This is a genomic window from Arcicella sp., from assembly GCF_964672035.1.
Window position 1 is genome coordinate 1 of sequence record NZ_CBABQS010000029.1, and the last position, 24,588, is coordinate 24,588.

Sequence of the window (24,588 nt, forward strand, 5' to 3'; positions counted from 1 at the left end):
ATTACTTTTAATGATTGTTTTTTGATAGTAACGTTGATTTCATTTGTATTCAATTGCAAAGGCTCGCCGTCGTAATGTATCAAAAATTCTTTCGCTGACTTTAATGAAAATTCTTCTGCCGATTGCATTTCAATATATCTTGAATTGGGCAAAGTTCCTCGAAAAAGTCGTACGCCAATAATGGGAGCTGCGCCAAAAGGAAATGGTTTCAACACAACCATCTCAATTAGTCCATCATCAATTTTTGATTTTGGTGAAATCAGGGCATTATTTCCGTATTGCGTGGCATTTGCGAATGTGATGGCAAAAGCAGTTTTATCTTCCTGATTATCAAAATGATAACTTTCTGGTTTGAAACTTCGGAATGATTTTAACGCTATTTTTGCGTAGGTTTTCAGCCCTCTGGATTGATGTTTCGCAAATTCATTGGCAACTTCCGCATCAAAACCCACACCAGCGGTACAGAAAAATGGAATTTCATTCAAAAAGCATACGTCAATATTAGAAAATGGTTGATTTATGGCAAATTGAATGGCTTTTTCTGTTTTCAACGGAATTTTTAAATGACGAGCCAAACCATTTCCAGAACCAATTGGGATGATTCCCAAAGCAGTTTCAGAACCAATTAACCCTTTTCCAACTTCATTTACCGTTCCATCCCCACCAATGGCAACCACTTTTTGAATACCTTCAGCAACTGCTTTTTGGGCAATTTCTGTGGCATGACCTACGTATTCGGTAAATATCAATTCACAATCAGGCAACTTTGAAATTAAAGCCTTAATTTTATTTTTCTTTGCGGGTGTAGTTGTTCCCGACTTTAAGTTCATCACAAACCAAACCATCAGCTAAAAAAGATAAATAGAAATACTAAGACTAAAATAAACGACAAGTACATAAGACCATCAACTAAATAATAATCTTTATATTTTTCAAAATAATCTTTCAATTTCATATATATTATTGTTAAAACGTAACTCAAATTTACGCAAAAATAACCCATGAAAAAACTCCTACTTTTATTATTCTCCTTTTGTTCTTTGGTTGTCAGCGCCCAAACCAGTAGTGATAAACAACAAATACTCAGTATTTTAGACCGGCAAACAAAGGCTTGGAATGACGGAAATGTTAATGATTTTATGTACGGATACTGGGAATCGGACTCACTGATGTACATTGGGAAGTCTGGAGTTACCTACGGATATAAATCCACGTTAGCGAGATACAAGAAAAATTATCCTGATAAATCAACGATGGGAACGTTGAAGTTTGATATCATTAAGGTTAATTTTATGGCTAAAGATGCCTGTTTTGTGGTGGGGAAATGGCATTTAACTCGCCCAGAAAAAGGCGATGTAAGAGGACATTATACATTGCTTTGGCGTAAAATGAAAGGTCAATGGGTGATTGTGGCTGACCATTCTTCGTAGTAAATAATGGTAATTTTCAATGCTCAATTTTTAAATAAAAAAGAACAGATGTAAGTTATCTGTTTGCTAATTAATTGAATATTAAACATAGAAAATTACCTTCTAAAATTTTATAATACTCCTTTTGTTGAAGGCAAAATATCTAAATCTTTTATCTCTCTTTTGGTTGCCATTTTTATTGCTTTGGCAAATGCTTTAAAAATAGCTTCAATTTTATGATGCTCATTATCAGCTTCTGCTTTAATATTTAAGTTACATTTGGCAGTATCTGTAAAAGATTTAAAGAAGTGGAAAAACATTTCTGTCGGCATTTCGCCAATTTTTTCACGACTGAATTTTGCATCCCAAACCATCCAATTTCTGCCCGAAAAATCAATCGCTGCGTGAACTAATGCTTCATCCATTGGGAGAATGTTAAATCCGTATCTGGCAATGCCTTTCTTGTCTCCGAGAGCCGTCAAATATGCCTCACCCAACGCCAGAGCCGTATCTTCGATGGTATGATGCTCATCAATATGCAAATCTCCCTCAACTTTTACAATCAAATCTGCCCCCGAATGTTTGGCTAATTGATCAAGCATGTGATCGAAAAAACCCAATCCCGTTTCAATTTTAGACTGTCCTTTTCCGTCTAAATTTAATTCTACCCAAATTTTGGTTTCCTTCGTAATTCTTTCAACTTTGGCTTTACGTTCAGGCAGACGGATAAACTGATAGATTTCATCCCAATTATTTGATATCAAAGCAGTTGCCGATTCTTGTTCCTGGTTCTCGAATGGTTTTTCGCCCAAATAAATGGCTTTTGAACCCAAATTTATCGCCAATTGTACATCGGTCAGTCTATCGCCCAATACAAACGAGTTTTTTAAATCATATTGCGTTTCATCAAAATATTTTTCCAACATTCCCGTTTTGGGTTTACGAGTTGGCGCATTTTCATGTTCAAAAGTACGGTCAATGTGAATGTCAGCAAAGTGAATGTTTTCACCTTCCAATATTTCCATCATCTTATTTTGAGGCAACCAAAATGTTTCTTCTGGAAATGAAACTGTGCCTAATCCATCTTGGTTTGTTACCATAACGAATTCAAAATTAGCTTCTTCAGCTATTTTGCGAAGATTAGAAATTGCTTTTGGAAGGAAGGAAAGTTTTTCAAGCGAATCAACTTGAAAATCAATGGGTGGCTCGACAATAATAGTACCGTCACGGTCAATAAATAATATTTTTTTCATATTTTATTAAATCTGTGTTTAAGCAGAAATATACCACAAAATTAGTATCTGGTTTGTAAAATATAACTTTTTAATCAGAAATTTAACCAGTGATTTTTTATTGAAACTATTTTATTGACCGATATTAAAGGAATTGATTGTAATTTTGTTTCAGAATCTGTTAAAAAAAATTGAACATGAATTTATTTGAAGAATTAAGAGAATTATTAGTAAGTGAAGTTGCAAGCAAGGCAGCAATACTAATAGGAGAGAAAGAAGATAAAGTAAAAATCGCTCTTGAAGGTTTAGTACCAACGTTTGTTGGAGGGTTGATGAAAAGAGCTTCTAATGAAGCTGGAGCAACCACGTTGATGAATGTGGTTAAAAAAGCAAGTGCCAATGGTAGTATTATTGAAAAATTAGATGACTTATTAAAAAATAAAGAAAGTTTTGCGGGGTTTGTCGAAAAAGGTAATAGTGTTGTAAGTATGCTTTTACCCGACAAAAAAAGCTCAATTGCTACCATGATTTCGCAGTTTGCGGGGGTCAGAAATTCATCCGCCACCGCTCTATTGTCGGTAGTTGCTCCTTTAGTGGTGGATAAATTGGGTAGCTTAGTTTCTTCTCAAGGATTAGACAAAACGGGTTTAGCGAATGTAATTTTAGACCAAAGAAGTATTCTTTTGGATGAAACACCTGAAAGTTTACAACCCAAAATGATCGATGTTTTGGGATTGGCAACTTTCATGAGTGAGGAGATAAAGCCTGTTCAATTTGCCACAGGAACAATTAAATCTAATACTACCCAAACAATTACGCCCAAGAAACCCGTTGAAAATAGACCCGTTACTTATTCTGATAAAGATTATGATAGCGAACAAAGTGCCAGCATGACCGTACCCAAATGGTTATTGCCTACAGTTCTAATTGCCGTTGCTCTGGGAGGAATTGGATATTTCGCTGCTACGTATGATTGGAGTAAGTTGAGTAGTAATTCAACGATTGAAACGGATACGTCTCAAACTGAGCAAGTAACAAATGCTCAAATTGATACCACTAACCTTCCACAAGATACGGCTACTGCAAAAGTAGATTCAACGGCTTTGCCTGCCACATCTACTACCAAAACGATGGGAGTTAATTTACCTAATGGTCAGAAATTAGATTTAGCGGAAGGAACTTTCAATTATAAATTTGCCAAGTATTTAACGGATTCATCGGCGAAAGTTAACCAATCTTTTACCTTTGATAACTTGAATTTTGAATCAAATACGCCAAATTTAGTAGTAGGTTCGGATAAAACCATTCAGGATTTAGCCAAAATTATGGCTGCTTATCCTCGTGTTCAAGTTAAACTTACGGCTTATACTGACAACACAGGAGATTCTCTTCAAAATAGAAGACTGTCTTTGAAACGTGCTTTTGTCGTAAAGAATTTATTGATGGCCAATGGCATTAAAGACTTAAGAATTGATTTCACTGGAAAAGGTTCTTCTAATCCCGTGGCAAGTAACGCTACTGAAGAAGGAAAAGCTAAAAACCGCAGAATTGAAGTAAAAGTTGTCAAAAAATAATGATGTATTTTCTTAATCCAACAAAAAAGGCTCAGATAAATTCTGAGCCTTTTTTACGGATAGTAAATCGAAAATTTTATTTCTCCTCACTATTTTTCATTTCTTGTACTTGAGTACGAATGTCCTGAGCAAGTGTCTTCAATTGTTGCATTCCGCCTCTTACACGAGTACCGGCTGCTTGATTTTTTTTGTCATAAAACTTGTCAAAATCTCCTTCTAATGACATAATTAAATCTTTCACTTCTGCAAATCTGTTCATAATGGAAACTTGGATTTAGGATGGATAAATAGTTGAAAAAAGCCTTAAAATACGCCGTAGCGTATCTTTCTGGTCGAAATATAGCTATTTTATTACATCTTCCAAATCCAAATTATAAAAAATCAACAAAAACTTTAAAAAAACATGGAAATTAGACTAATTCAAGCTGTTTTGTCTGTTCTTCGATGAATTTCTCGGCTATTTGACGATAAACACCACCTGTTAATTTATCCTGTACAATTTTGAAACAATTCATTGTATATTCAACGTCTTCAAGCGTGTGTGAGGCTGTTGGAATGATTCTCAACATGATTTGTCCCTTAGGTACAACTGGGTAAGTTACGATTGAACAAAACACGCCCATATTTTCTCTCAAATCCTGTACTAAACCAACTACGTGAGTCAATTCATAATCACCGTGCAAGAAAACTGGCGTTACTGGCGAAGTAGTTTCTCCAATATCAAAACCTCTTTCTCTTAAACCTTGTTGCAAGGCACGAACATTCTCCCACAATTTTTCACGAAACTCTGGATGCTTTTTGATTAACTCCAAACGTTTCATGCCGCCTACCACAAAAGGCATTGGTAAAGCCTTCGCATAAATCTGCGAACGCATATTATATTTCAAATACATGACAATATCTTTATCAGCGGCTATGAAAGCACCAATTGAAGCCATTGACTTGGCAAAGGTTGAGAAATACAAATCAATCCCATCCATACAGTTTAACATTTCAGGAACACCTGCCCCTGTGTCTCCCATGGTTCCAAATCCGTGGGCATCATCACAAAGAATACGGAAATTGAAATCTTCTTTCATTTTTACGATTTCATCCAATGAACCAACTTTTCCAGACATTCCAAAAACGCCTTCGGTAATGACTAAAATACCTCCACCCGTTTCAGCAACTTTTTTAGTAGCACGTTCCAAATTCTTACGCAACGAACCCATGTCGTTATGATTGTATTTGTAATAATCGCCCATTTTGGCTTTGTGCAAACGAATCCCGTCAATCAAACAAGCATGCGCTTCGGCATCATAAACGATAATGTCATTTCTATCGCACATACATTCGATAACGGACATAACGCCTTGGTATCCAAAATTCAAAAGAAACGAATCTTCCTTCCCTACGAATTCAGCTAATTGAGCCTCAAACTCTTCGTGTAATAAAGAATTACCCGACATCATTCTTGCTCCCATAGGTGCCGCCAATCCGTACTGTGCAGTTGCTTGTGCATCTGATTCACGAACTTCAGGATGGTTTGCCAAACCCAAATAATTGTTCAATGACCAGTTTAACATTTCTTTACCCATGAAGGTCATTCTTGGGCCTATTTCCCCCGTGAGCATTGGGAAGGTAAAATAGTGATGAGAATAGTGAGCATGGGCTCCGATGGGTCCAAGACCTTTACCAACTTTATCGAAAATATCCACTTTATTTTATGATTATGATTTTACAAAAATTTAGAATTTAAAACCTCAAAATTATCGGAGATAGGGATTTGAAATCTTAGTAATGTTATATACTTTGGGTTTTAATCCTGTATTTAACTTGAAATATTCACAAAGTTAAAATATTATTTCATTATATACAAAATGTCAGAGACTTTGTATTAAATCAAGTTTATTAACCCAATTGTTTTAAGTTTTATGGTAATATTTCAAGAACTTTTAAATATCGTTTTAAATTATGATTTAGGTTTGCTATATTGTTAATGAAATACCATTTAGAGTACGATTTTTGATTAATTTTTAAACTGTATCACAGCAAAGAATGCAATCTCGTTATGACAAATTTACACAGTGTTTCGTTCGCCGATGAAGAAGTTGATATCATTGACTTTTTGGTAGATAATAATGCCATGATTAAAGATTTTTCAAGAAGTCAATTAATTTGGTTTTTTGTGGAAGAAAATTTTCATGTTGTTCTATTTTTAACAGAAGGTGAAAGAACTCGATTTGAAAGGTATGTCGTTGAGCATTTTTCCGAAAATATGAATGACATGATTGCCCTTTGGAATAATTTTGATCAAAGAATTCAAGCCAGTCAAGAAGTAAGAATAATGAAACTGGCCAAAAATAAAGTGCATGATTTAATTGCGATGTCTGAAACTTTCAGGGCCTTATTTGGGCGGAGGGATTTTGAGGAGGAATAAACTAATGAAACAAAACAAAAGAATTATATAAAAACTTATGCAAAAGATTAACAAAATCCTCATCGCCAATCGTGGTGAAATTTCCTTGCGTGTAATGCGTACCGCTCGTGAAATGGGGATTCAAACCGTTGCCATATTTTCGGAGGCTGATAGAAATTCGCCCCATGTGCGTTTTGCCGATGAAGCCGTTTGTGTGGGACCTCCGCCTTCCAATCAATCGTACCTTTTGGGCGATAAAATTATTCAGATTTGTAAAGATTTAGACGTAGATGCCATTCATCCAGGTTACGGCTTTTTATCTGAAAATGCTAATTTTTCGAGAAAAGTATCGGAGGCAGGATTGATTTTTATTGGACCTTCGCCAGAGAGTATTGAGTTGATGGGGGACAAATTAACTTCCAAACATACCGTTGCCAAATATAATATTCCCATGGTGCCAGGCACGCCCGATGCCGTGACGGATAGAGTAGAAGCCAAGCAGAAATCTAAAGAAATTGGGTATCCCGTGTTGATTAAAGCCTCCGCCGGTGGTGGTGGAAAAGGGATGCGAGTAGTAGAAAACGAAGCAGATTTTGATGAACAGATGGACAGAGCCGTTTCTGAAGCAATTACGTCATTTGGCAATGGTGCGGTTTTCATTGAAAAATATATTACGGCACCAAAACACATTGAAATTCAAGTACTTGGCGATAAACACGGCAACGTTGTTCATCTTTTTGAAAGAGAATGTTCTATTCAAAGACGACACCAAAAAGTGGTAGAAGAAGCTCCTTCGGCCGTACTAACACCCGAAATTCGGGAAGCCATGGGGCAATGTGCTGTAATGGTGGCAAAGGCTTGTAATTATTACGGAGCAGGAACGGTTGAGTTTATTGTGGACGAAAATTTAGATTTCTTTTTCTTAGAAATGAACACTCGTCTGCAAGTAGAACATCCTGTTACTGAGCAAATTACGGGTGTAGATTTAGTAAAAGAAATGATTTGGATTGCCGAAGGGAAACCGCTTTCTTTCAAACAAGAAGATTTAAAAATTAATGGCCATGCCATGGAAATTCGGGTTTGTGCCGAAGATCCACGGAATAACTTCTTGCCTGATGTCGGAACACTTGATACCTACGTACGTCCGCAAGGCAATGGCGTTCGAGTAGATGATGGTTTTGAGCAAGGTATGGACATTCCGATCTATTATGACCCGATGATTGCCAAATTAATTACTTACGGAAAAGACCGAAATGAGGCAATTGATAAAATGATTCGGGCCATTGATGAATTTAAAATCTCGGGTATCGAAACAACTTTGCAATTCTGTAAATTCGTAATGAAACATGAGGCTTTTCTTTCGGGAAATTTCGATACCCGATTTATTGGACTTTATTTTACGCCTGAAAAATTGGATGAAATGGAAAATAAAGAGGAGGAAATAGTTGCGGCAGTTTTAGCAAGCTATTTACTAAACCATAAAAAAATGGTAAATTCGTCCGCATCAACGGTTGGCGTGGCTTTGCAGGAAAGTTCTTGGAAAGCAAATCGATTGAATTATAGATAGATATTTCTCAAATAAAAACAAAAACAATGGCTTTCAACGACCAACTAAATTCAGTAAAACATTCAACGATGGGTTTTTTTAGAAAATTATTTATCGGACTTCTGGTTATTGCCTTAATAGGAGTGGCTTTGGCATTTTTATCAACCCAAATGGCTTATTCTGAAGGAGATAGAGCGGGTGTTGTTTCTAAATTATCGAAGAAAGGATATGTCTTCAAAACCCATGAAGGAGAATTAAACGTTGGAGCGCAAGGACAAGTCGGTAATATGTCGAATAATTTATGGCAATTCACGATCGCAGGTGGTGATGAAAAATTATCGAAAGATATTGAGGATGCAATGACAACTGGAAAACGAGTAAAACTTCATTACGAACAACGTTACATGAAATTTTCTTGGATGGGTGATACAGAGTATTTTGTAACTAAGGTAGAAGCGGCACAATAGTTTATTTGTGATTTAGTGATTTGTGAGTTGTGATTTTTGTAGTACGAAACTCACAAATTACTCAATACACTATTTAATTAGTTATTTCAACTTCCCGAAAGTTTAAAACTTTCGGGAAGTTCCCCAATCAAAGATTTTAGGGTGAAAATTATTAAACAATGTACTCAATCACAAATACCTACAAAGATAAAGTCGAAAGAACACTATTCATGTTTCTAACCGCATCCGCAGATTTTGCAAAAAGTGCTTGCTCTTCTTCGTTCAATTTATAATCAATAATTTTTTCCCAACCAGTTCTTCCTAAAACAACTGGAACGCCCATACAAATATCAGATTGACCATATTCGCCTTCTAATAATACCGAACAAGGAATTACTCTTTTCTCATCACGGATAATTGATTCAACTACTGCCATTGTTGCTGCACCTGGAGCATACCAAGCAGAAGTTCCCAATAAACCAGTTAATGTTGCCCCACCAACCATTGTATCAGCCGCAACTTTTTTCAACGTATCAGCATCTGCATAATTAGTAACAGGTGTACCATTCCAAGTAGCTAAACGAGTCAAAGGAATCATCGTCGTATCTCCGTGTCCACCAATTACAGTTGCGTGTAAATCGTTTGGAGAAACATTCATCGCTAATGATAAATAACATTTAAAACGAGCTGAATCTAAAGCACCACCCATACCGATAATGCGGTTTTTAGGTAATCCAGAAGCTTTCAACGCTAAATAAGTCATTGTATCCATTGGATTAGAAACAATCACAAAAATAGCATCAGGAGAATATTTTAAGATATTTTCAACAACACTTTTCACGATACCAGCATTTACCCCGATAAGCTCTTCACGAGTCATACCTGGTTTACGTGGAAGACCAGAAGTAATCACAACTACGTCTGAATTTGCCGTTTTTGAATAATCATTTGTTACACCCGTAAAAGTGGTATCCCAACCTAAAATAGCAGCAGTTTGGAACATATCCAAGGCTTTTCCTTCGGCAAAACCTTCTCTAATATCAAGGATTACTACTTCGTCAGCTAATTCTTTTCTTACAATATTATCGGCAGTAGTAGCTCCAACAGCCCCTGCACCTACAACAGTTATTTTTGACATAATTGAAATTGAATTTATTTTTAATGAAATATGTTTATTCTTCGACACAAAAGTAAGTCATTTGTAAATTCAGAAAACATTTTTTTATGGATTTATAGAAAATAGATAAAGAAATATTGGTAAATTGAAATATCAAAGCCATTTGTTTAGTTATAAAATAAATCAGTTTTGTAAAATCTGTAAACCAGAATTCAACGTAAATTAAACTATACCCCCAAAAAGAATATCAAATAATGAAGAAAGAAGATTTAGTTGCTAAAATTTTAAAATCATTTTTTTTTAAAACAGCTACTCAAAAGGCTGGGAAATATGCGGGTGGAGGATTAGCCATTTTGGAGTTGCTTAAAGAAGCACTCACGAAGGCAAAAGAGGTAGCAGGTAATGAAAATAAGGGTGCTGGTCAAATATTATTAGAAAAAATTACCACATTAAGTAGAATGATAAAGGCTTATTTTAGTGGCGAGTATCGAATTATTCCTTGGAGTTCAATTCTGAAAATAATTGCCGTTTTAATTTACTTTATATCACCAATTGATGTCATTCCAGATTTTTTGCCAATTATCGGCTTGACGGATGACTTAGCTTTGACGATATGGCTTTTTAGCTCTTTAAAAGAAGATTTCGAAAATTTTGAAGCATGGGAACAAGGAAAATTCAAATAAAAAATACATAAATTATATAAATCAAGTCGTATCTTTACGCAAATTAAATACTCAAACAAATGGAACTTAATTCAATTTATCTAATATTCAACATGGGAGCTCCAGAACTAATTTTAGTCGGTTTAGCTATTTTGTTATTCTTCGGTGGTAAAAAATTACCTGAACTAATGAAAGGCTTAGGAAAGGGCATGAAGGAATTCAAAGATGCTCAAAAAGATGTTACTGATCAAATTTCAAAGAGTTTTGAAGACGAATCGACTACGAAATAGTTTTTGAAAAATCTTGATAAAGCATAGTTAAGGGGATAATATCGCCGTGACTATGCTTTTGTTTTATATGAACTTTTAAATTTGCCACCAAAACACAAAGAAAATCTTAACTTTGAGTCTTAGTGCCTTTGTGGCAAGATACTTTTATAACTTGATGAAATATACCACATTAAAATCCATACAAGCTGACCTTTACGCTGGAACAATCACCTGTCGTCAATTAGTAGAATTTTATCTAAAAAATATTAATGAAAAGAATGAAAAACTCAATGCATTTTTGTCAGTTTACGAAGATGAATCATTGTTGAAAGCAGATGAAATTGATTTAAAAATTAAAGCTAAAACGGCAGGAAAATTAGCAGGTATGGTGTTGGGAATCAAGGACTTATTGTGTTATAAAGACCATGTTTCACAAGCAGGAAGTAAAATTTTGGACGGATTTGAATCACAATTTAATGCCACTGCCGTTCAACGAGTTTTGGATGAAGATGTTATCATTATTGGGCGACAAAATTGTGATGAATTCGGCATGGGTTCAACCAACGAGAACTCAGTTTTTGGGCCTTGCTTGAATGAAATAGGTGAAAATCGTGTATCAGGCGGTTCTTCGGGCGGTTCAGCCGTGGCAGTTCAAGCGGATATGTGCTTTGCTTCTTTAGGAACTGATACGGGTGGTTCTGTGCGTATGCCCGCCGCATTTTGTGGTTTAGTTGGCTTAAAACCCACTTATTCACGAGTGTCACGTTGGGGATTGATTGCGTATGCTTCTTCATTTGACTGTATCGGTCCAATAACAAAAACCGTGGAAGATGCTGCTATTTTATTAGAAGTAATTGCTGGAAAAGATGAACAAGATAGTACCGTGTCAAATCTTCCCGTTGAAGAATATTCAGCTTTTAAAACTGAGACTAAAAAACTTAAAATTGGTTATTTGAAAGATGCTGTTGAAAGCGATGGATTGCAGGAAGAGGTAAAAGCGGCAACTTTAGCAAAATTGATAAACCTGAAAATTCAAGGTCACGAGGTTGAGGCAGTAGATTTTCCATTGATAAAATCCTTTTTGCCAACCTATTATATTCTCACAACGGCGGAGGCAAGTTCAAATCTTAATCGTTTTGATGGCGTAAAATTTGGCCATAGAAGTTCGGAAGCCACCGATTTAATGTCGCTCTATAAAAAAACTCGATTTGAAGGTTTTGGAAAAGAAACCAAGAAAAGAATCATGTTAGGAACGTTCGTTTTGAGTGCCAATTATTACGATGCCTATTACACGAAAGCTCAGAAAGTTAGGCGTTTAATCAAAGAATATACCGATAATTTATTAGAAACTTACGATTTTATTGTTTGTCCAACCACGCCAACGACGGCCTATAAATTGGGTGAAAAAACAGCTGACCCAATCCAAATGTATTTGGGCGATTTATTTACAGTTCAGGCAAATGTGGTTGGATTACCCGCTATTTCAATTCCAAATGGTGTTGATAAGGACGGATTACCCATTGGTTTTCAAATTATGGGTGGGGCATTTAAAGAAGCTGAATTATTAGCTTTTGCGAAGCGTATCGAAATATAACTTATTGTAAAGTCGTTTAATGCTAACTTTCCAAAATAACTCCTTCATGGATTTAAAACTTTGGGAAGTTAATATTAAAATAGAGGGTAATACTCAAATAAATAGGGATTTTTGCAAAATAAAAATATCTCTTTACTTCAAATAATAATATTCTCATTTACAAGTAACCTTATTCTTCTATCACTTTGCACTTCAAAATATACAGTTCAATATAATAAAGGTTAGATTTTTTGGTTATATTTTCATAATTTTGTTTATCCTTACAAGAATAATTAACCACTTATTCCACAGTTAATTAACTCCTTACTTTATGACAATCGCCACCATCAAGTCTTACGTTGTTAGCTCCCTGTTATTGACGGGCTTCGCTACCAATGCACAAGTGACAGGCAGTACAGATCCGCCTGTTTCAACTGATTCAACTGTTGTTACCACGCCAGCACCGATTGTTTTGGAACAAACATGGTTGATAGACCCTGCCATTGTTCAGCCTCGTTTGTTGGCTTTACAGAAGGAAATCCCCTTGACGTATAATGCCACAATCCATCAATTTGTGGAATATTTTGCCTACCGCAAACCATCATTTACTAAAACAATGTTGGAACGTAAAGGCGTGTATTTCCCGATTTATGAAAAATATTTGAAAAAATATGGCTTGCCAGATGAATTGAAATATTTATCTCTGATTGAATCTGGATTAAATCCAAAAGTAATTTCTCGTGCGGGTGCGGGTGGACTTTGGCAATTTATGCCTAAAACAGCTCGGGTAGATTTTGGTTTGAGAATTGATGAATATGTGGATGAGCGTTTCGACCCAGAGGCGGCTACCGATGCTGCTTGTAAGTATATGAAGCAATTATACAGAATTTTTGGTGATTGGCATTTGGTGTTAGCAGCTTACAATACTGGCCCGGGCAATGTGCGTCGTGCCATTCGTAGATGTAATGGTGGACAAACTTTTTGGGCTATCTATGACTGTCTGCCCCGTGAAACTCGTGGATATGTACCGCAATATATTGGTATGCTATACATGATTAACCACGCAGATTCGCACGATATTTTTCCAGAAAACATCGAAACAGCTATTGCGCACGATACAATCCATATAAATTCTTATTTAGATTTAGATAAGTTAGCAAGTTTGAGTTCTATTAGCTTAGAAGATATTCAGAAATTAAATCCGCAAATATTAACGCATATTTTGCCAGGTTATACTCGTAACTTTTCTTTACGTTTACCTAAAAATGACATTGCTTTCTTTAAAGCAAATCGCCAGGCAATTCTTGATTCTGCCACAAAAATTCCATCAGTATTTGTTGAAATACCTGCACAACCTACGGAGGTTTTGGCCAGTAATTCATCGGATGAAAAAGCGATCATTATCACCACACCTGTAATGGGAGTGGCGAGTTCAGAACCTAAAATGGTAGTGGAACAAGAGGTAATTGAAGATGATATTGAAGATGATATTGAAGATGTAGTAATCAACAAAAAACCTAAAAAACAATATTATACCGTTCGTAAAAAAGATAATTTAACGGAAATCGCTGATAAATTTGACGTTGAAATATTTGATATTAAAGTGTGGAATCATTTGCAAAAATCTACGATTCATCCGGGTCAAAAATTGGTTATTTTTAAAGAAAGAGCTGTAACAAGTCAAGTGAAATTTGCTCGTATTAATACTCCTGAAAAAGAATCCGTTAAAAAAGGTAAAATAAAATTCTATAACGTTCAAATTGGTGACACCTTATGGAATATTTCACAACGGTACGGAGGAATTTCCATTGATAAATTGAAGAAATTAAACGGTATAAAAGGAAACGTAGTGAAAGCTGGAATGAAAATTAGAGTTTCTTAATAAGGTGTTAGGAATTTGGGGTTAGGTATTTATCCGAATAATTTATTCTCTACTTCCATTTAAACTTATCAAAATCCGCATAGCATTTCAGTTATGCGGATTTTTTATTTATTTTTGAAAAAATGCTTTTTTATAAAGACTTAAATGTCGCTAAGAATTTAATAAATTATGATTGCTTATATTGACGGTAAATTAACTTACAAAGACCCCGCCTACGTAATTATTGACGTAAACGGTGTAGGTTACGAAATGAAAATATCCTTACAAACGTATGCCGCCCTTCAAGATGGTATTGAGCGTTGCAAACTATTCACTTATTTAAGTATCAAAGAAGATTCACACACCCTTTTTGGTTTTAAAGATATAGACGAGAAAATGCTATTCATGGATTTATTGAGTGTTTCGGGCATCGGACCAAGCACGGCATTGGTGATGCTTTCATCGTTATCATCGAGCGAAATTCGTCACGCTTTGATGCACGAAGATGTGAAGACTATTCAAAGTATCAAAGGTATTGGTGCCAAAACTGCCCAACGAGCTATTATTGAATTGAAAGATAAATTTCGTAAAGAAAATATGTTGGGAGGCGCTTCAACGGCAACCACTATTTTTGGCGTCTCTAATGCAAAAGTTAAAAATGAAGCATTAGCGGCTTTAGTTACGTTGGGAATTCCAAAAAATGTTGCAGAGAAGAGCTTAGAAGCAATTTTGAAGAAAGAAGGCGACGATGTTACGGTAGAACAATTGATAAAGTTAGCTTTGCGTTAAGGATAAGGTAATTGGGTAATCGAGGATTGGTTAATTGAGGATTTTAATAAAGCATCAATCCCGAATATCCAATCTTTTAAACCCAAATCCTTAATTGCCTAATCTCCAATTCCAAATTATCCAATTACTGAATTCTCAATCCCTAAATTTTCTAAGCCTTTTATAATATTGGCAGGGTTTTAGACGTTTCAAAATAGATAATCCTGTTAAATAATCCCTCTTAATTCTTGGATAATTATCAACCACAAAAGAACACAGGACACGTCACAAGAATTTAATTTTCTTTTTTTTCTTCAACTCGTGAACTATGTTTTATAAAATACTAAGCTAATCAACTGTGCAACATAAAAAGTTTTACATAATCTCTGGATTTCTTGTTTTTTCGGTTTTTGCATCGCTTGCGTGGGTATCACCTTTGCATGAAGTTGTATTTCGTTATAATATCCGTAAAAACCTCTTTCCATCTTCAAAAGCTGATACGATTAAAAAATCTGGACGCCGTCCTAAATTCAAACTGAAAGACCGTTACGCTAATAAGTTTTCTGAAAAAACATCTACTTCTCCTTTTATTATAAAAGACCCCAAAAATATCAATACGGAGTTTAAATTAGACTCGGCAGGCAAGATTTCAGTATACGAAAAAACGAAGAATTTATCGGGAAATGACAATTTTCGCCCCGCTGAACGGATGACGATTCAAGATTTTAATAATCGTCAAGAAGACCGATTTATGCGTGATTATTGGCGGAAATTTGCCGCTTCGCAAGATGGAAAAGACGAATCAAGTGGGAGAGGGCTTTTGCCAAAAATCGAACTTCCGCCCGCCATCGACCGTATTTTTGGAGGGACAAAAATTGACTTTAAACCCAATGGAAGCATTTTATTGGATATTGGATATATCACGCAGTTTAACGATATTCCAACAATTCCCGTTGAATTAAGACGTATCAGTAATTTGAATTTTAATGAACAAGCACAAATAAATTTTCAAGGAAAAATTGGCGATAAACTTAATTTAAATACCAATTTCGATACGAAAGCAAGTTTTAATTTTCAGAACCAATTAAAACTGAATTGGCGCACCAATGAAGAAGATATTTTACAAAATGTAGAAGTTGGAAATACTTCTTGGCAGTTAAATAGTCAATTGATTCCGGGCGTTCAGAATTTGTTTGGTATCAAAACTTTAATGCGTTTTGGCAATTTAGATATTACGGCGGTTGCGGCTCAACAACGTTCAAAACAAGACTGTATCACTTTGAGAGGAGGTTCGCAAGGAAAAAGTTTTGAGATTAAGGGAAGTTTATACGATGAAAATCGTCACTTTTTTCTTGCTCAATATTTTAGAGATAATTACGAGAAATCGTTAAAAAATCTTCCCATGATTACTTCGGGCGTAACTATTACACGTCTGGAAGTGTACGTAACGAACCGTACTCAAAGCACCGAAACGCTCAGAAATTTAGTAGCTTTTTCAGATTTGGGTGAAGGAAATCCTTACAATAAATCCAATCCAAATACGCAACCAAGGGGAGCTAAAAATGCAAATAGCCCAGTTGATAATTTAAACAATTTATTATTCCAAAATTTAAGAGCCGATTCATCAGTGCTTCGGAAAGCCAATGAAACTTCTTTCCGATTAGAATCTAAATTCAATTTAAAGAAAGGAACGGATTATGATTTGCTTCGTGGGGCAAAAAAACTATCGGATAGAGAATATCGTTTTCAGCCAGAATTGGGCTATATTTCATTAATTACTCCTTTAAGAAATGATGAAGTTTTAGCGGTTTCTTATGAATATACCAAAGATGGACAACGCCATCAAGTAGGTGAATTGACCGAGGATTATCAGAGTTTGGAAGATAATAAAGTACTATTTCTAAAATTATTGAAATCATCAACTATTCGGAATAATTTGGATCATCCGATGTGGAATTTGATGATGAAAAATATTTATTCCCTTAATGCTCAACAACTTACCAGACAAGGTTTTCAGTTAAGAGTAATTTATAAAGATGACCAAACGGGTATTGACAATCCAAATTTGCAAGAGGGTCAAAATTTGAAAGATATACCATTATTGAGAGTGATGGGACTTGATAAATTAAACGTAAACAATGACCCACAAGTAGATGGGAATTTTGATTACGTAGAAGGAATTACGGTGGACAGCAAAAACGGAAAAATTATATTTCCTGTGCTTGAACCATTTGGGAAATCATTGAGGGCTCAGTTTAATCTTGACGAAGTGGGTTTGATTGATAAATACGTTTTTGATAAACTTTATTCTTCTACCCAAACCGATGCGATTCAGTTAACAGGTAAAGATAAATTCTTCTTGAAAGGAAGTTTTCAATCGGGTGTTGGCGGTGATGTTTCTTTGCCTTTTGGGGTTGATGCAAAATCTGTGACGGTTACCGCTGGAGGTGTTCCGCTTTCGGCAGGGACGGATTATATTGTTGAACCTCAGTCGGGTAGAGTTCGTATTTTGAATTCGGGTGTTTCAAATTCTGGTCGTGAAATAAAGGTTTGTTACGAAAAACCCGATTTATTCAATAATCAAATTCGTACACTATTAGGAACGCATTTAGATTATAACATTGGTCAAAATTTGCATTTGGGAGCCACTATTCAACGCATGAGTGAAAGTCCTCCGGGCTATTTGCGTCGGGTACAAATGGGTAATGAACCTGTAAACAATACGATTTTTGGATTTGATGCGGCCATTCAACAAAAATCCAATTTTTTAACTCGCCTGGTTGATGCACTTCCCTTGATTTCAACCAAAGAAACTTCGGCCTTTGATTTCAGTGGGGAATTTGCTCAATTAGTTCCTGCGGTAAATAGTGCAGTGCAAAACAATTCTTTTATTGATGATTTTGAAGCTGCCCGAAATATTTTTAGTTTGAATAGTCAGGCAATTGCTTGGCGACCAGGTTCTACGCCGCAAATGTTTCCGCAGGGTACACCTCAGAATTTAGAAAAGCATTTCAAAAGAGCCAAAATTTCGGCTTACATTGCCGATTTTAGTTTGTACGGTGTAGGTAACGGAAATTTAGATGGTTTGGGCGTAAATCCTGAAGAATCTGGAAAATATGCTTACGAAAGAGCCGTTCAAAGTGGAAATCTTTTTCCGAATAAAATTAATACGGGCATTGCGGGCGTAACCAATATTCCGATTAATATTATGGATATTTCTTACTTTCCTTCTGAAAGAGGTATTTATAATTTCAATACAGATTTGAATGCGAATGGTACGCTTAAAAACCCTACCCAAAATTTTGGGGCCATTACTCGTGCCATTACTTCAGATACCGATTTTGACAATGCGAATATTGAAACCCTTGAATTTTGGCTAATGAATCCTTTGATTTCGGGCGATGCGGGTATTGTAAGAGCAACGGGCGACCTTAACGTGGATAGACCAAACAGTCAGCGGAGAAATGAAACGGGTGGAAAATTGGTCATTAATCTTGGTGATATTTCCGAAGATTTTGTGCCAGATGGGTTTTCAAATTTTGAAAATGGTATTCCTGCGGGTGAAAAAGTGAAAGAAGGAGTGGCAGGAAAAAGACAAAATATCGAAGAAACCATCTGGGGAATTGCGCCAACGCAACAATTTGTAACCAATGCTTTTACGACAGGAAGCGAACAAGCCAGAACGGCTCAAGATGTTGGTTTGGATGGTTTGGCAAACGTTACGACTTTAGAAAATGATACGTATGACGAAAAGCGTTTTTTTAAATCATACCTTGATAAAGTAAGTAGTATTATAACAGATGTCAAGGCAAAACAAGTATTTTTAGACGACCCAGCGGGAGATGACTATCACGGATATTTGAGTGAAAAATATAATAATGTTTCCAGTTTAATCCTTCGTTACAAAGATTATATGGGCTTGGAAAACAATTCGCCAACCTCAAATGCCACCACGACCAGCAGTACCAATTTAGGAAATACGCAAACCAATACCCAACAACCAGACCGTGAGGATTTGAATCAAGATAATACCGTTAATGATAATGAAGCTTATTATCAGTATGAAATTGATATTAAAACGGAAAAATTACGGGTTGGACAAAATTATATTGTGGATAAAATCGTAGAACCAAGCGGGGTAGAGTGGTATTTGTTCAGAATTCCTTTGAAATCGCCAACCAAAGCAGTGGGTGGAATTAATGGTTTAAAAAATATGCGTTTTATTCGTACTTTCTTGACTGGCTGGGAACAACCCGTTGTGTGTCGTTTTGCGGCTTTTCAATTGGCAGGTTTTCAATATCGTAAATTCACGGGAGATTTAACACCAAGAGGTTTGCAAAATGTTCCTGAACCTTACGATGCAAAATTTAAGGTAACGGCGGTAAATATTGAAGAAAATGGTGCGGTGCAAGGTGGCGCAAAAAGTGGACAATCGGTTGCTTACGTTGTGCCTCCAGGTTTTGAGCGTGACAGAGATATTACAACCATCAATAATGCTCCTTTGAATGAGCAATCTATGAGTTTGTGCGTTGAAAACCTTCGTGCGGGAGACTCAAGAGCCGCTTTCAAAAATACTTCATCGGATTTTATCAATTACAAAAACCTAAGAATGTTTATCAGTATGAACAGTCCAGACTTGAGTATTGATAAAAAAGTAAAAGCGTTTGTTCGTTTTGGAACCGATTTAACGGAAAACTATTATGAAATTGAAACGCAAGGATTAAGCAGAACTGAGTACGGTATTCAATCAGCTGAACAAGTTTGGAACACAGCCAATGAAATAGATATTCCTTTTGATGCCTTGAAAAGCGTGAAATTGAAAAGAGATCGAAATAATGGAAAAATAACCGAATCATATTCAGATTCGGTATTTTATAATGGTCGAAAATACATTATTTCGGTGGTTGGTCGGCCAGATTTGAGTACGGTATTAAATACCATGATTGGGGTTCGAAATCCAATATCTTCGGGAAGTCAAGATAGGACTTTTTGTATTTGGGTGGATGAACTTCGGGCCTCTGGTTTTGAACAAACTTCTGGACAAGCTGCCATTGGAAAATTGAATTTGAAACTAGCCGATTTTGCGAATATTACGATGAACGGCTCGTTCAAAAATTATGGTTTTGGTGGGGTTCAATCTAAGATTTCGGAACGTGCCAGAGAAACCACGATGGAATATGGAATTGCCGCAAATATCAACGTGGATAAACTTTTACCAGAAAAATGGGGCGTTAAAATTCCTTTGTACGTTACTTATGACCGTAAAAATATTGCGCCAAGATTTAATCCTCTCGACCCCGATGTGTCTTTGGATAGTTCTTTGGCAAATTTGAATGGGAGTGAAGCTGATAAAGAAAATTACAAAAGAAGTACCCAAGATAATACCGAAAGAAAAGGCATTAATTTAACGAACGTTCGGAAAATTAAAACGGGACAAAATACCGTTTCTCATCCTTGGGATGTTGAAAATTTTACGCTCACCTACGCTTATTCAGAATTGACTCGCAGAAATACTTTGATTGATGAATACAAACAAACGCAATACAAAGGAGGTTTGACGTATTCATTTACGGGAAATCCAAAAGCGATTGAACCTTTCAAGAAAATGAAATCAAATCATCCGCTATTGCGCTGGGTGAAGGATTTTAATATTACGCCATTACCCAATTCTGTAACTTTAAGGGCGGATATGGATAGAAATTTTATCAAAACGCAACTTCGAAATATTGACCCAACGGCAGTACAAGGAACTGGAACGCCCAAATTAACCACTAACGGCATTCCACCGCTTTTTGAAAAATATTGGCTATTTAATCGTGCTTATAATCTAAATTGGAATCTTACAAAAAGTATAGTAGTAGGTTACGTATCCACCGTTAATGCTATTATTGATGAACCTTTTGGAGGATTAGAATCCCAAGCCGACCGTGATTCAGTGGCTAAAAACCTTAGACGTTTTGGCCGAACCAAAGGTTTTGACCAACATGTGAACACCGTTTGGCGTTTGCCTTTGAATAAATCACCATTAACCGACTGGATGTCAGCAGATTACAGTCATCGTTTTGGTTATACTTATTTTGCTAACTCTTATGAAATTAAAGATGATGAGGGTTATTTATTCGGAAATATTATCAAAAATACTCGTAACCGTAGTATTAATGGAAAGGTAGATTTTGTGTCATTATATAATAGAATTCGGGCATTGAGATTAGCCAATCAGCCGAGAGTTGAACGAAAAAACGTGGCTCGAAATCCTGGTGATGATGAAGATATTATAAAACCACAACCCAATTTTGTGAGAAGTGTTACCCGTTTGTTAATGGCAATTCGAGGAATACAAGTGAATTATAGTATTGACGAATCAACTTCTTTAGCTGGATTTTTACCAACGCCTGGCATTTTGGGAATGAACAGCATTAATTCTGCTCCAGGACTGGATTTTATCACGGGTAGTCAAGACCCAAATATTCGATATCGAGCCTCTGAAAATGGATGGCTAACCAAAAGTAGTGTGTTGAATATTCCTTTTTTGCAAGTTAGAACGCAAAACCTAACTTACAGAACGGCCATTGAGCCTTTCAGAGATTTCAAAATTCAGTTGGAGGGGAGATGGAGCAGATCGGATAATTACCAAGAATTATATCGGCAAGATAGCGCACATACAGGTTTTAAAGATTTCAGTCCTGTCCGTTCTGGAAATTATAGCATGTCATTTTTATCGTTTTTAACGGCATTTGATAGTAATTCGCCCGATGATAATTCTGTGATTTTTAACCGATTTAGAGGTTACAGAACCATTATGTTGGATAGATTAAATGCAAAAAATAGAGCCGAAGGACTGGAAGGAAAATATGATTTGAATTCTCAAGATGTATTGATTCCAGCGTTTTTTGCGGCTTATAGTGGTGTAGCACCCGATAAAGTTGGCTTCTCGCCGTTTGTAAATATTCCACTTCCTAACTGGCGAGTAGATTATAATGGCTTGGCAAATATTGGCTGGTTTAAACGTAAATTTTCTAATATTTCTATCCAACACGCTTATTCATCTACGTATAGCGTCGGGAATTTTGTGTCTTCTTTGGGCTATAAAGATGTTTCATTGTTGACTTTAGATAATATGATGTACAACACAGCAACGTTAAGTAAAGGACAAATTGTTAGACAAGATGATATTACTTACAAAGATCAAATCGGAGATCAATATTTAGTGCCAATTTATGCGATGAGTGTGATAACTTTTCAAGAAAAATTCTCGCCTTTAATTGGGATTAATGCTACCACAAAAAGTAAAATTTCTCTACAAGTTAGTTACAATCAAGATAGAAACATTGGGCTAAATTTAGCGAATAGTTACGTGAATGAATTGAGCAATAAGGATTTAGTGTTAGGGGTTGGATTTACCAGAGCAAACGTATTAATTCCATTTAAAGTGGGAGGGAAAAAAGTGAGGCTCAAAAATGACTTGAAATTTGATGCTAAATTGACCATCAGAGATACCAGAACGATTCAACGAAAATTAGATGAAAGCCCCGTAGTTACGAATGGATTTACGCAATTTCAATTCCGCCCGCAAGCGAGTTATAAAGTTACGGAACGATTATTAGTAACTGCCTATTACGACAGGATGTTCAATAATCCATTAGTGTCAAATCAATATTATCGTTCAACTGATCAAGCAGGAATTCAGGTAAGATTTAGTTTATCAGAATAACAAATAGGGGCGTTATCCAACAAAAGTACGACGACCCTAAAATATTTTTTGCGTATAATTTAAAAAAGCTCAATGCTGAAAGCTCAAAACTCATAGCTTTTTGTTAAATTGCAACATAATCAACAATATTAGAAAAAATATAAAATTTAACAATTTACATAGCATAAAGATGAATTTTCCAGCAGAATTACGTTACACAAAAGAACACGAGTGGGTTAAGTTAGAAGGCGATATCGCAACAGTAGGCATCACAGATTTTGCGCAAAGTGAATTAGGTGACATTGTTTACGTAGAAATTGAAACAGTCGGACAAACCTTAGCACAAGACGAAATCTTTGGTTCGGTTGAAGCCGTGAAAACAGTTTCAGATTTGTTTTTACCAATCGCTGGTGAAGTTTTGGAAGTAAATCCTGCTTTAAATGACCAACCAGAATTAGTTAATACTGACCCTTTTGGAGAAGGTTGGATGATTAAAATGAAAGTTTCAAACATTGCAGACCTTGATTCATTGATGGACGTGGTTACTTACCAAGCTCATACAGGGCATTGATTTTAAAATATATTTTTATAAAGCCCTGACAATCAGGGCTTTTTTTTGATAAACGTATTGAAGTAATAATTAAAAATTAGATTATGGATTAATGAAATTGTGAATATTAGTGGATTTAATTTCGGTAATATTTCCTTCATAATTTATAAGTCATAATTCATACCTTAAAAAATGAAAACCCTTATTCGTTCCGCTAAAATAATTTGTAAAACCTCTAACTTTCACGGTCAGACAAAGGATATTTTTATTGAAAATGGAATTATTCGACAAATCGGTGAAGTGCTGATTGTGGATGCCGATGAGATTATTGAAGGCGAAGATTTACACGTTTCCGTTGGGTGGTTTGATATGCGTGTTCACGCTAAAGAGCCAGGATTTGAATACAAAGAAAGCCTCGAATCAATGGAACAAACGGCTTTGGCGGGGGGCTTTTCTGAAATCGCCTTATTGCCAAATACGCAACCAGTCGTACAAACTCGTGAGAGCGTAAACTACTTGAAACGCTCGGGCGAAAAAGTGAAATTTCATCCGATGGCAGCCGTTACGGTAAAATGCGAAGGGAAAGATTTTACTGAAATGATTGACTTGTACGAAGCCGGGGCGGTGGCTTTTACCGACGGCGAACATTCTATTCAAAATCCAGATATTTTCCTTAAAAGTTTACAGTACCTTACCCAATTTGGAGGTTTACTAATCAATCATCCTGAAGATACTAATTTGACTCATTTCGGACAAATGCACGATGGTTCAGTGAGTACGTTTTTAGGTATGAAAGGAATGCCGCAAATGGCAGAAGAAATTATGGTGATGCGAGACATGAAATTGCTCCAATACGTAATGGAAACGCCATTTATTGAAGGATTTACCGATAAAAGTATTTTGCATTTTTCTTGTATTTCATCTTTGGAAACGGTCAATTTAATAAGAATGGCAAAAGAAATGGAGTTGCCAATTTCTTGCGATGTTGCCGCCCACCAATTATGTTTTACGGAAAATAATGTAGTCGATTTTGATAGTAATTTCAAAGTAAATCCACCTTTCCGTACTCAAGAGGATGTAGAGGCACTTTGGGAAGGACTCGCCGATGGCACAATTGATGTAATTGTTTCTGACCATAATCCCCAAGATGAAGAATCTAAAAAGTTAGAATTTGACATGGCTGAGTTTGGTGTCATTGGCTTAGAAACAGTTTTTGCATCGGTAAATACGTATAACAAAGACCTTTCAATAGATGATATTATTGAGAAATTGACGGATAATCCACGCAAAATTTTAAGGTTGAAAAATCCAGAAATTGCTGAAGGGGTAAAAGTGAATTTAACCGTTTTTTCGCCTTCTGAAGAATGGATTTACGAAGAAAAAAACATTGTTTCAAAATCTAAAAACTCTCCTTTTATTGGTAAAACGATGAAAGGAAAAGTAATAAAAGTAATTATATAGAATAAGGAGTTTAGCAATCAACATTATTAAAC

At 35.8% G+C, this 24,588-nt stretch carries 18 protein-coding genes; 13 read left to right on the forward strand and 5 right to left on the reverse strand.

From position 1 onward, the window contains the following. Positions 1–830: diacylglycerol/lipid kinase family protein (locus AC1W31_RS10035; protein ID WP_481734301.1), on the reverse strand; the 830-nt coding region annotated here is incomplete at its 3' end. Positions 831–1,001: 171 nt separating this feature from the next. On the opposite strand from AC1W31_RS10035, the gene AC1W31_RS10040 reads away from it, so the two are divergent. Continuing rightward, positions 1,002–1,430 (forward strand): YybH family protein, encoded by a 429-nt coding sequence (locus AC1W31_RS10040; RefSeq protein ID WP_481734302.1) that lies wholly within the window; start codon positions 1,002–1,004, stop codon positions 1,428–1,430. Between the two features lie 110 nt (positions 1,431–1,540). Here AC1W31_RS10040 and hisB read toward each other — a convergent pair whose 3' ends face one another. After that, positions 1,541–2,662 carry a bifunctional histidinol-phosphatase/imidazoleglycerol-phosphate dehydratase HisB gene (hisB, locus tag AC1W31_RS10045; protein ID WP_481734303.1) on the reverse strand — a complete coding sequence of 374 codons (1,122 nt, stop codon included), beginning with the start codon at positions 2,660–2,662 and terminating at the stop codon, positions 1,541–1,543. A 176-nt stretch (positions 2,663–2,838) separates the two neighbouring features. Between hisB and AC1W31_RS10050 the strand changes: the two genes are divergently transcribed. Continuing rightward, complete coding sequence (locus AC1W31_RS10050) at positions 2,839–4,215, forward strand: OmpA family protein (protein WP_481734304.1); 1,377 nt, start codon at positions 2,839–2,841, stop codon at positions 4,213–4,215. 76 nt (positions 4,216–4,291) lie between these two features. On the opposite strand, the gene AC1W31_RS10055 is transcribed toward AC1W31_RS10050, so the two are convergent. Together AC1W31_RS10055 and AC1W31_RS10060 are read right to left on the reverse strand one after the other, a co-directional pair. After that, complete coding sequence (locus AC1W31_RS10055) at positions 4,292–4,474, reverse strand: histone H1 (protein WP_481734305.1); 183 nt, start codon at positions 4,472–4,474, stop codon at positions 4,292–4,294. Positions 4,475–4,625: 151 nt separating this feature from the next. Next, complete coding sequence (locus AC1W31_RS10060; protein WP_481734306.1) at positions 4,626–5,912, reverse strand: aminotransferase class I/II-fold pyridoxal phosphate-dependent enzyme; 1,287 nt, start codon at positions 5,910–5,912, stop codon at positions 4,626–4,628. Between the two features lie 353 nt (positions 5,913–6,265). On the opposite strand from AC1W31_RS10060, the gene AC1W31_RS10065 reads away from it, so the two are divergent. The 3 genes from AC1W31_RS10065 to AC1W31_RS10075 are packed head-to-tail and all read left to right on the forward strand — an operon-like array spanning position 6,266 to position 8,626. Continuing rightward, positions 6,266–6,634: a hypothetical protein gene (locus tag AC1W31_RS10065; RefSeq protein WP_481734307.1), complete on the forward strand. Its 369-nt coding sequence runs from the start codon at positions 6,266–6,268 to the stop codon at positions 6,632–6,634. Between the two features lie 37 nt (positions 6,635–6,671). Then, complete coding sequence (locus AC1W31_RS10070; RefSeq protein ID WP_481734308.1) at positions 6,672–8,180, forward strand: acetyl-CoA carboxylase biotin carboxylase subunit; 1,509 nt, start codon at positions 6,672–6,674, stop codon at positions 8,178–8,180. A 26-nt stretch (positions 8,181–8,206) separates the two neighbouring features. After that, entirely contained in the window at positions 8,207–8,626 is a 420-nt protein-coding gene (locus tag AC1W31_RS10075) for a hypothetical protein (RefSeq protein ID WP_481734309.1), read from the forward strand. A 178-nt stretch (positions 8,627–8,804) separates the two neighbouring features. Here the strand turns inward: AC1W31_RS10075 and mdh are convergent, their stop codons facing one another. Then, positions 8,805–9,743 carry a malate dehydrogenase gene (gene mdh / locus AC1W31_RS10080; RefSeq protein ID WP_481734310.1) on the reverse strand — a complete coding sequence of 313 codons (939 nt, stop codon included), beginning with the start codon at positions 9,741–9,743 and terminating at the stop codon, positions 8,805–8,807. 233 nt (positions 9,744–9,976) lie between these two features. On the opposite strand from mdh, the gene AC1W31_RS10085 reads away from it, so the two are divergent. The 8 genes from AC1W31_RS10085 (at position 9,977) to AC1W31_RS10120 (ending at position 24,556) form a co-directional block, all read left to right on the forward strand. After that, positions 9,977–10,405 carry a YkvA family protein gene (locus tag AC1W31_RS10085; protein ID WP_481734311.1) on the forward strand — a complete coding sequence of 143 codons (429 nt, stop codon included), beginning with the start codon at positions 9,977–9,979 and terminating at the stop codon, positions 10,403–10,405. A gap of 59 nt (positions 10,406–10,464) precedes the next feature. Then, on the forward strand, positions 10,465–10,674 hold the full coding sequence (locus AC1W31_RS10090; protein ID WP_481734312.1) for a Sec-independent protein translocase subunit TatA/TatB: 210 nt from the start codon (positions 10,465–10,467) through the stop codon (positions 10,672–10,674). A 151-nt stretch (positions 10,675–10,825) separates the two neighbouring features. Beyond that, a complete protein-coding gene (gatA, locus tag AC1W31_RS10095; protein WP_481734339.1) occupies positions 10,826–12,247 on the forward strand; it encodes an Asp-tRNA(Asn)/Glu-tRNA(Gln) amidotransferase subunit GatA in 1,422 nt (473 codons plus the stop codon). 310 nt (positions 12,248–12,557) lie between these two features. Further along, entirely contained in the window at positions 12,558–14,108 is a 1,551-nt protein-coding gene (locus AC1W31_RS10100) for a lytic transglycosylase domain-containing protein (protein ID WP_481734313.1), read from the forward strand. 168 nt (positions 14,109–14,276) lie between these two features. Then, positions 14,277–14,876, forward strand: coding sequence for a Holliday junction branch migration protein RuvA (gene ruvA / locus AC1W31_RS10105; RefSeq protein WP_481734314.1), 600 nt, complete (start codon positions 14,277–14,279; stop codon positions 14,874–14,876). A gap of 337 nt (positions 14,877–15,213) precedes the next feature. Further along, positions 15,214–22,566 (forward strand): T9SS outer membrane translocon Sov/SprA, encoded by a 7,353-nt coding sequence (sov, locus tag AC1W31_RS10110; protein WP_481734315.1) that lies wholly within the window; start codon positions 15,214–15,216, stop codon positions 22,564–22,566. A gap of 169 nt (positions 22,567–22,735) precedes the next feature. Beyond that, positions 22,736–23,116, forward strand: a complete 381-nt coding sequence (gene gcvH / locus AC1W31_RS10115) for a glycine cleavage system protein GcvH (protein ID WP_481734316.1) — start codon at positions 22,736–22,738, stop codon at positions 23,114–23,116. A gap of 171 nt (positions 23,117–23,287) precedes the next feature. Beyond that, on the forward strand, positions 23,288–24,556 hold the full coding sequence (locus tag AC1W31_RS10120) for a dihydroorotase (protein ID WP_481734317.1): 1,269 nt from the start codon (positions 23,288–23,290) through the stop codon (positions 24,554–24,556). The last annotated feature ends 32 nt before the right edge of the window (positions 24,557–24,588 follow it).

Coding starts and splice junctions, on each gene's coding strand:
- AC1W31_RS10085 (WP_481734311.1), top strand. CDS start 9,977: ATGAAGAAAGAAGATTTAGTTGCTAAAATTTTAAAATCATTTTTTTTT.
- AC1W31_RS10065 (WP_481734307.1), top strand. CDS start 6,266: ATGACAAATTTACACAGTGTTTCGTTCGCCGATGAAGAAGTTGATATC.
- AC1W31_RS10120 (WP_481734317.1), top strand. CDS start 23,288: ATGAAAACCCTTATTCGTTCCGCTAAAATAATTTGTAAAACCTCTAAC.
- hisB (WP_481734303.1), bottom strand. CDS start 2,662: ATGAAAAAAATATTATTTATTGACCGTGACGGTACTATTATTGTCGAG.
- AC1W31_RS10070 (WP_481734308.1), top strand. CDS start 6,672: ATGCAAAAGATTAACAAAATCCTCATCGCCAATCGTGGTGAAATTTCC.
- AC1W31_RS10040 (WP_481734302.1), top strand. CDS start 1,002: ATGAAAAAACTCCTACTTTTATTATTCTCCTTTTGTTCTTTGGTTGTC.
- AC1W31_RS10050 (WP_481734304.1), top strand. CDS start 2,839: ATGAATTTATTTGAAGAATTAAGAGAATTATTAGTAAGTGAAGTTGCA.
- AC1W31_RS10055 (WP_481734305.1), bottom strand. CDS start 4,474: ATGAACAGATTTGCAGAAGTGAAAGATTTAATTATGTCATTAGAAGGA.
- gcvH (WP_481734316.1), top strand. CDS start 22,736: ATGAATTTTCCAGCAGAATTACGTTACACAAAAGAACACGAGTGGGTT.
- AC1W31_RS10075 (WP_481734309.1), top strand. CDS start 8,207: ATGGCTTTCAACGACCAACTAAATTCAGTAAAACATTCAACGATGGGT.
- mdh (WP_481734310.1), bottom strand. CDS start 9,743: ATGTCAAAAATAACTGTTGTAGGTGCAGGGGCTGTTGGAGCTACTACT.
- AC1W31_RS10090 (WP_481734312.1), top strand. CDS start 10,465: ATGGAACTTAATTCAATTTATCTAATATTCAACATGGGAGCTCCAGAA.
- AC1W31_RS10100 (WP_481734313.1), top strand. CDS start 12,558: ATGACAATCGCCACCATCAAGTCTTACGTTGTTAGCTCCCTGTTATTG.
- ruvA (WP_481734314.1), top strand. CDS start 14,277: ATGATTGCTTATATTGACGGTAAATTAACTTACAAAGACCCCGCCTAC.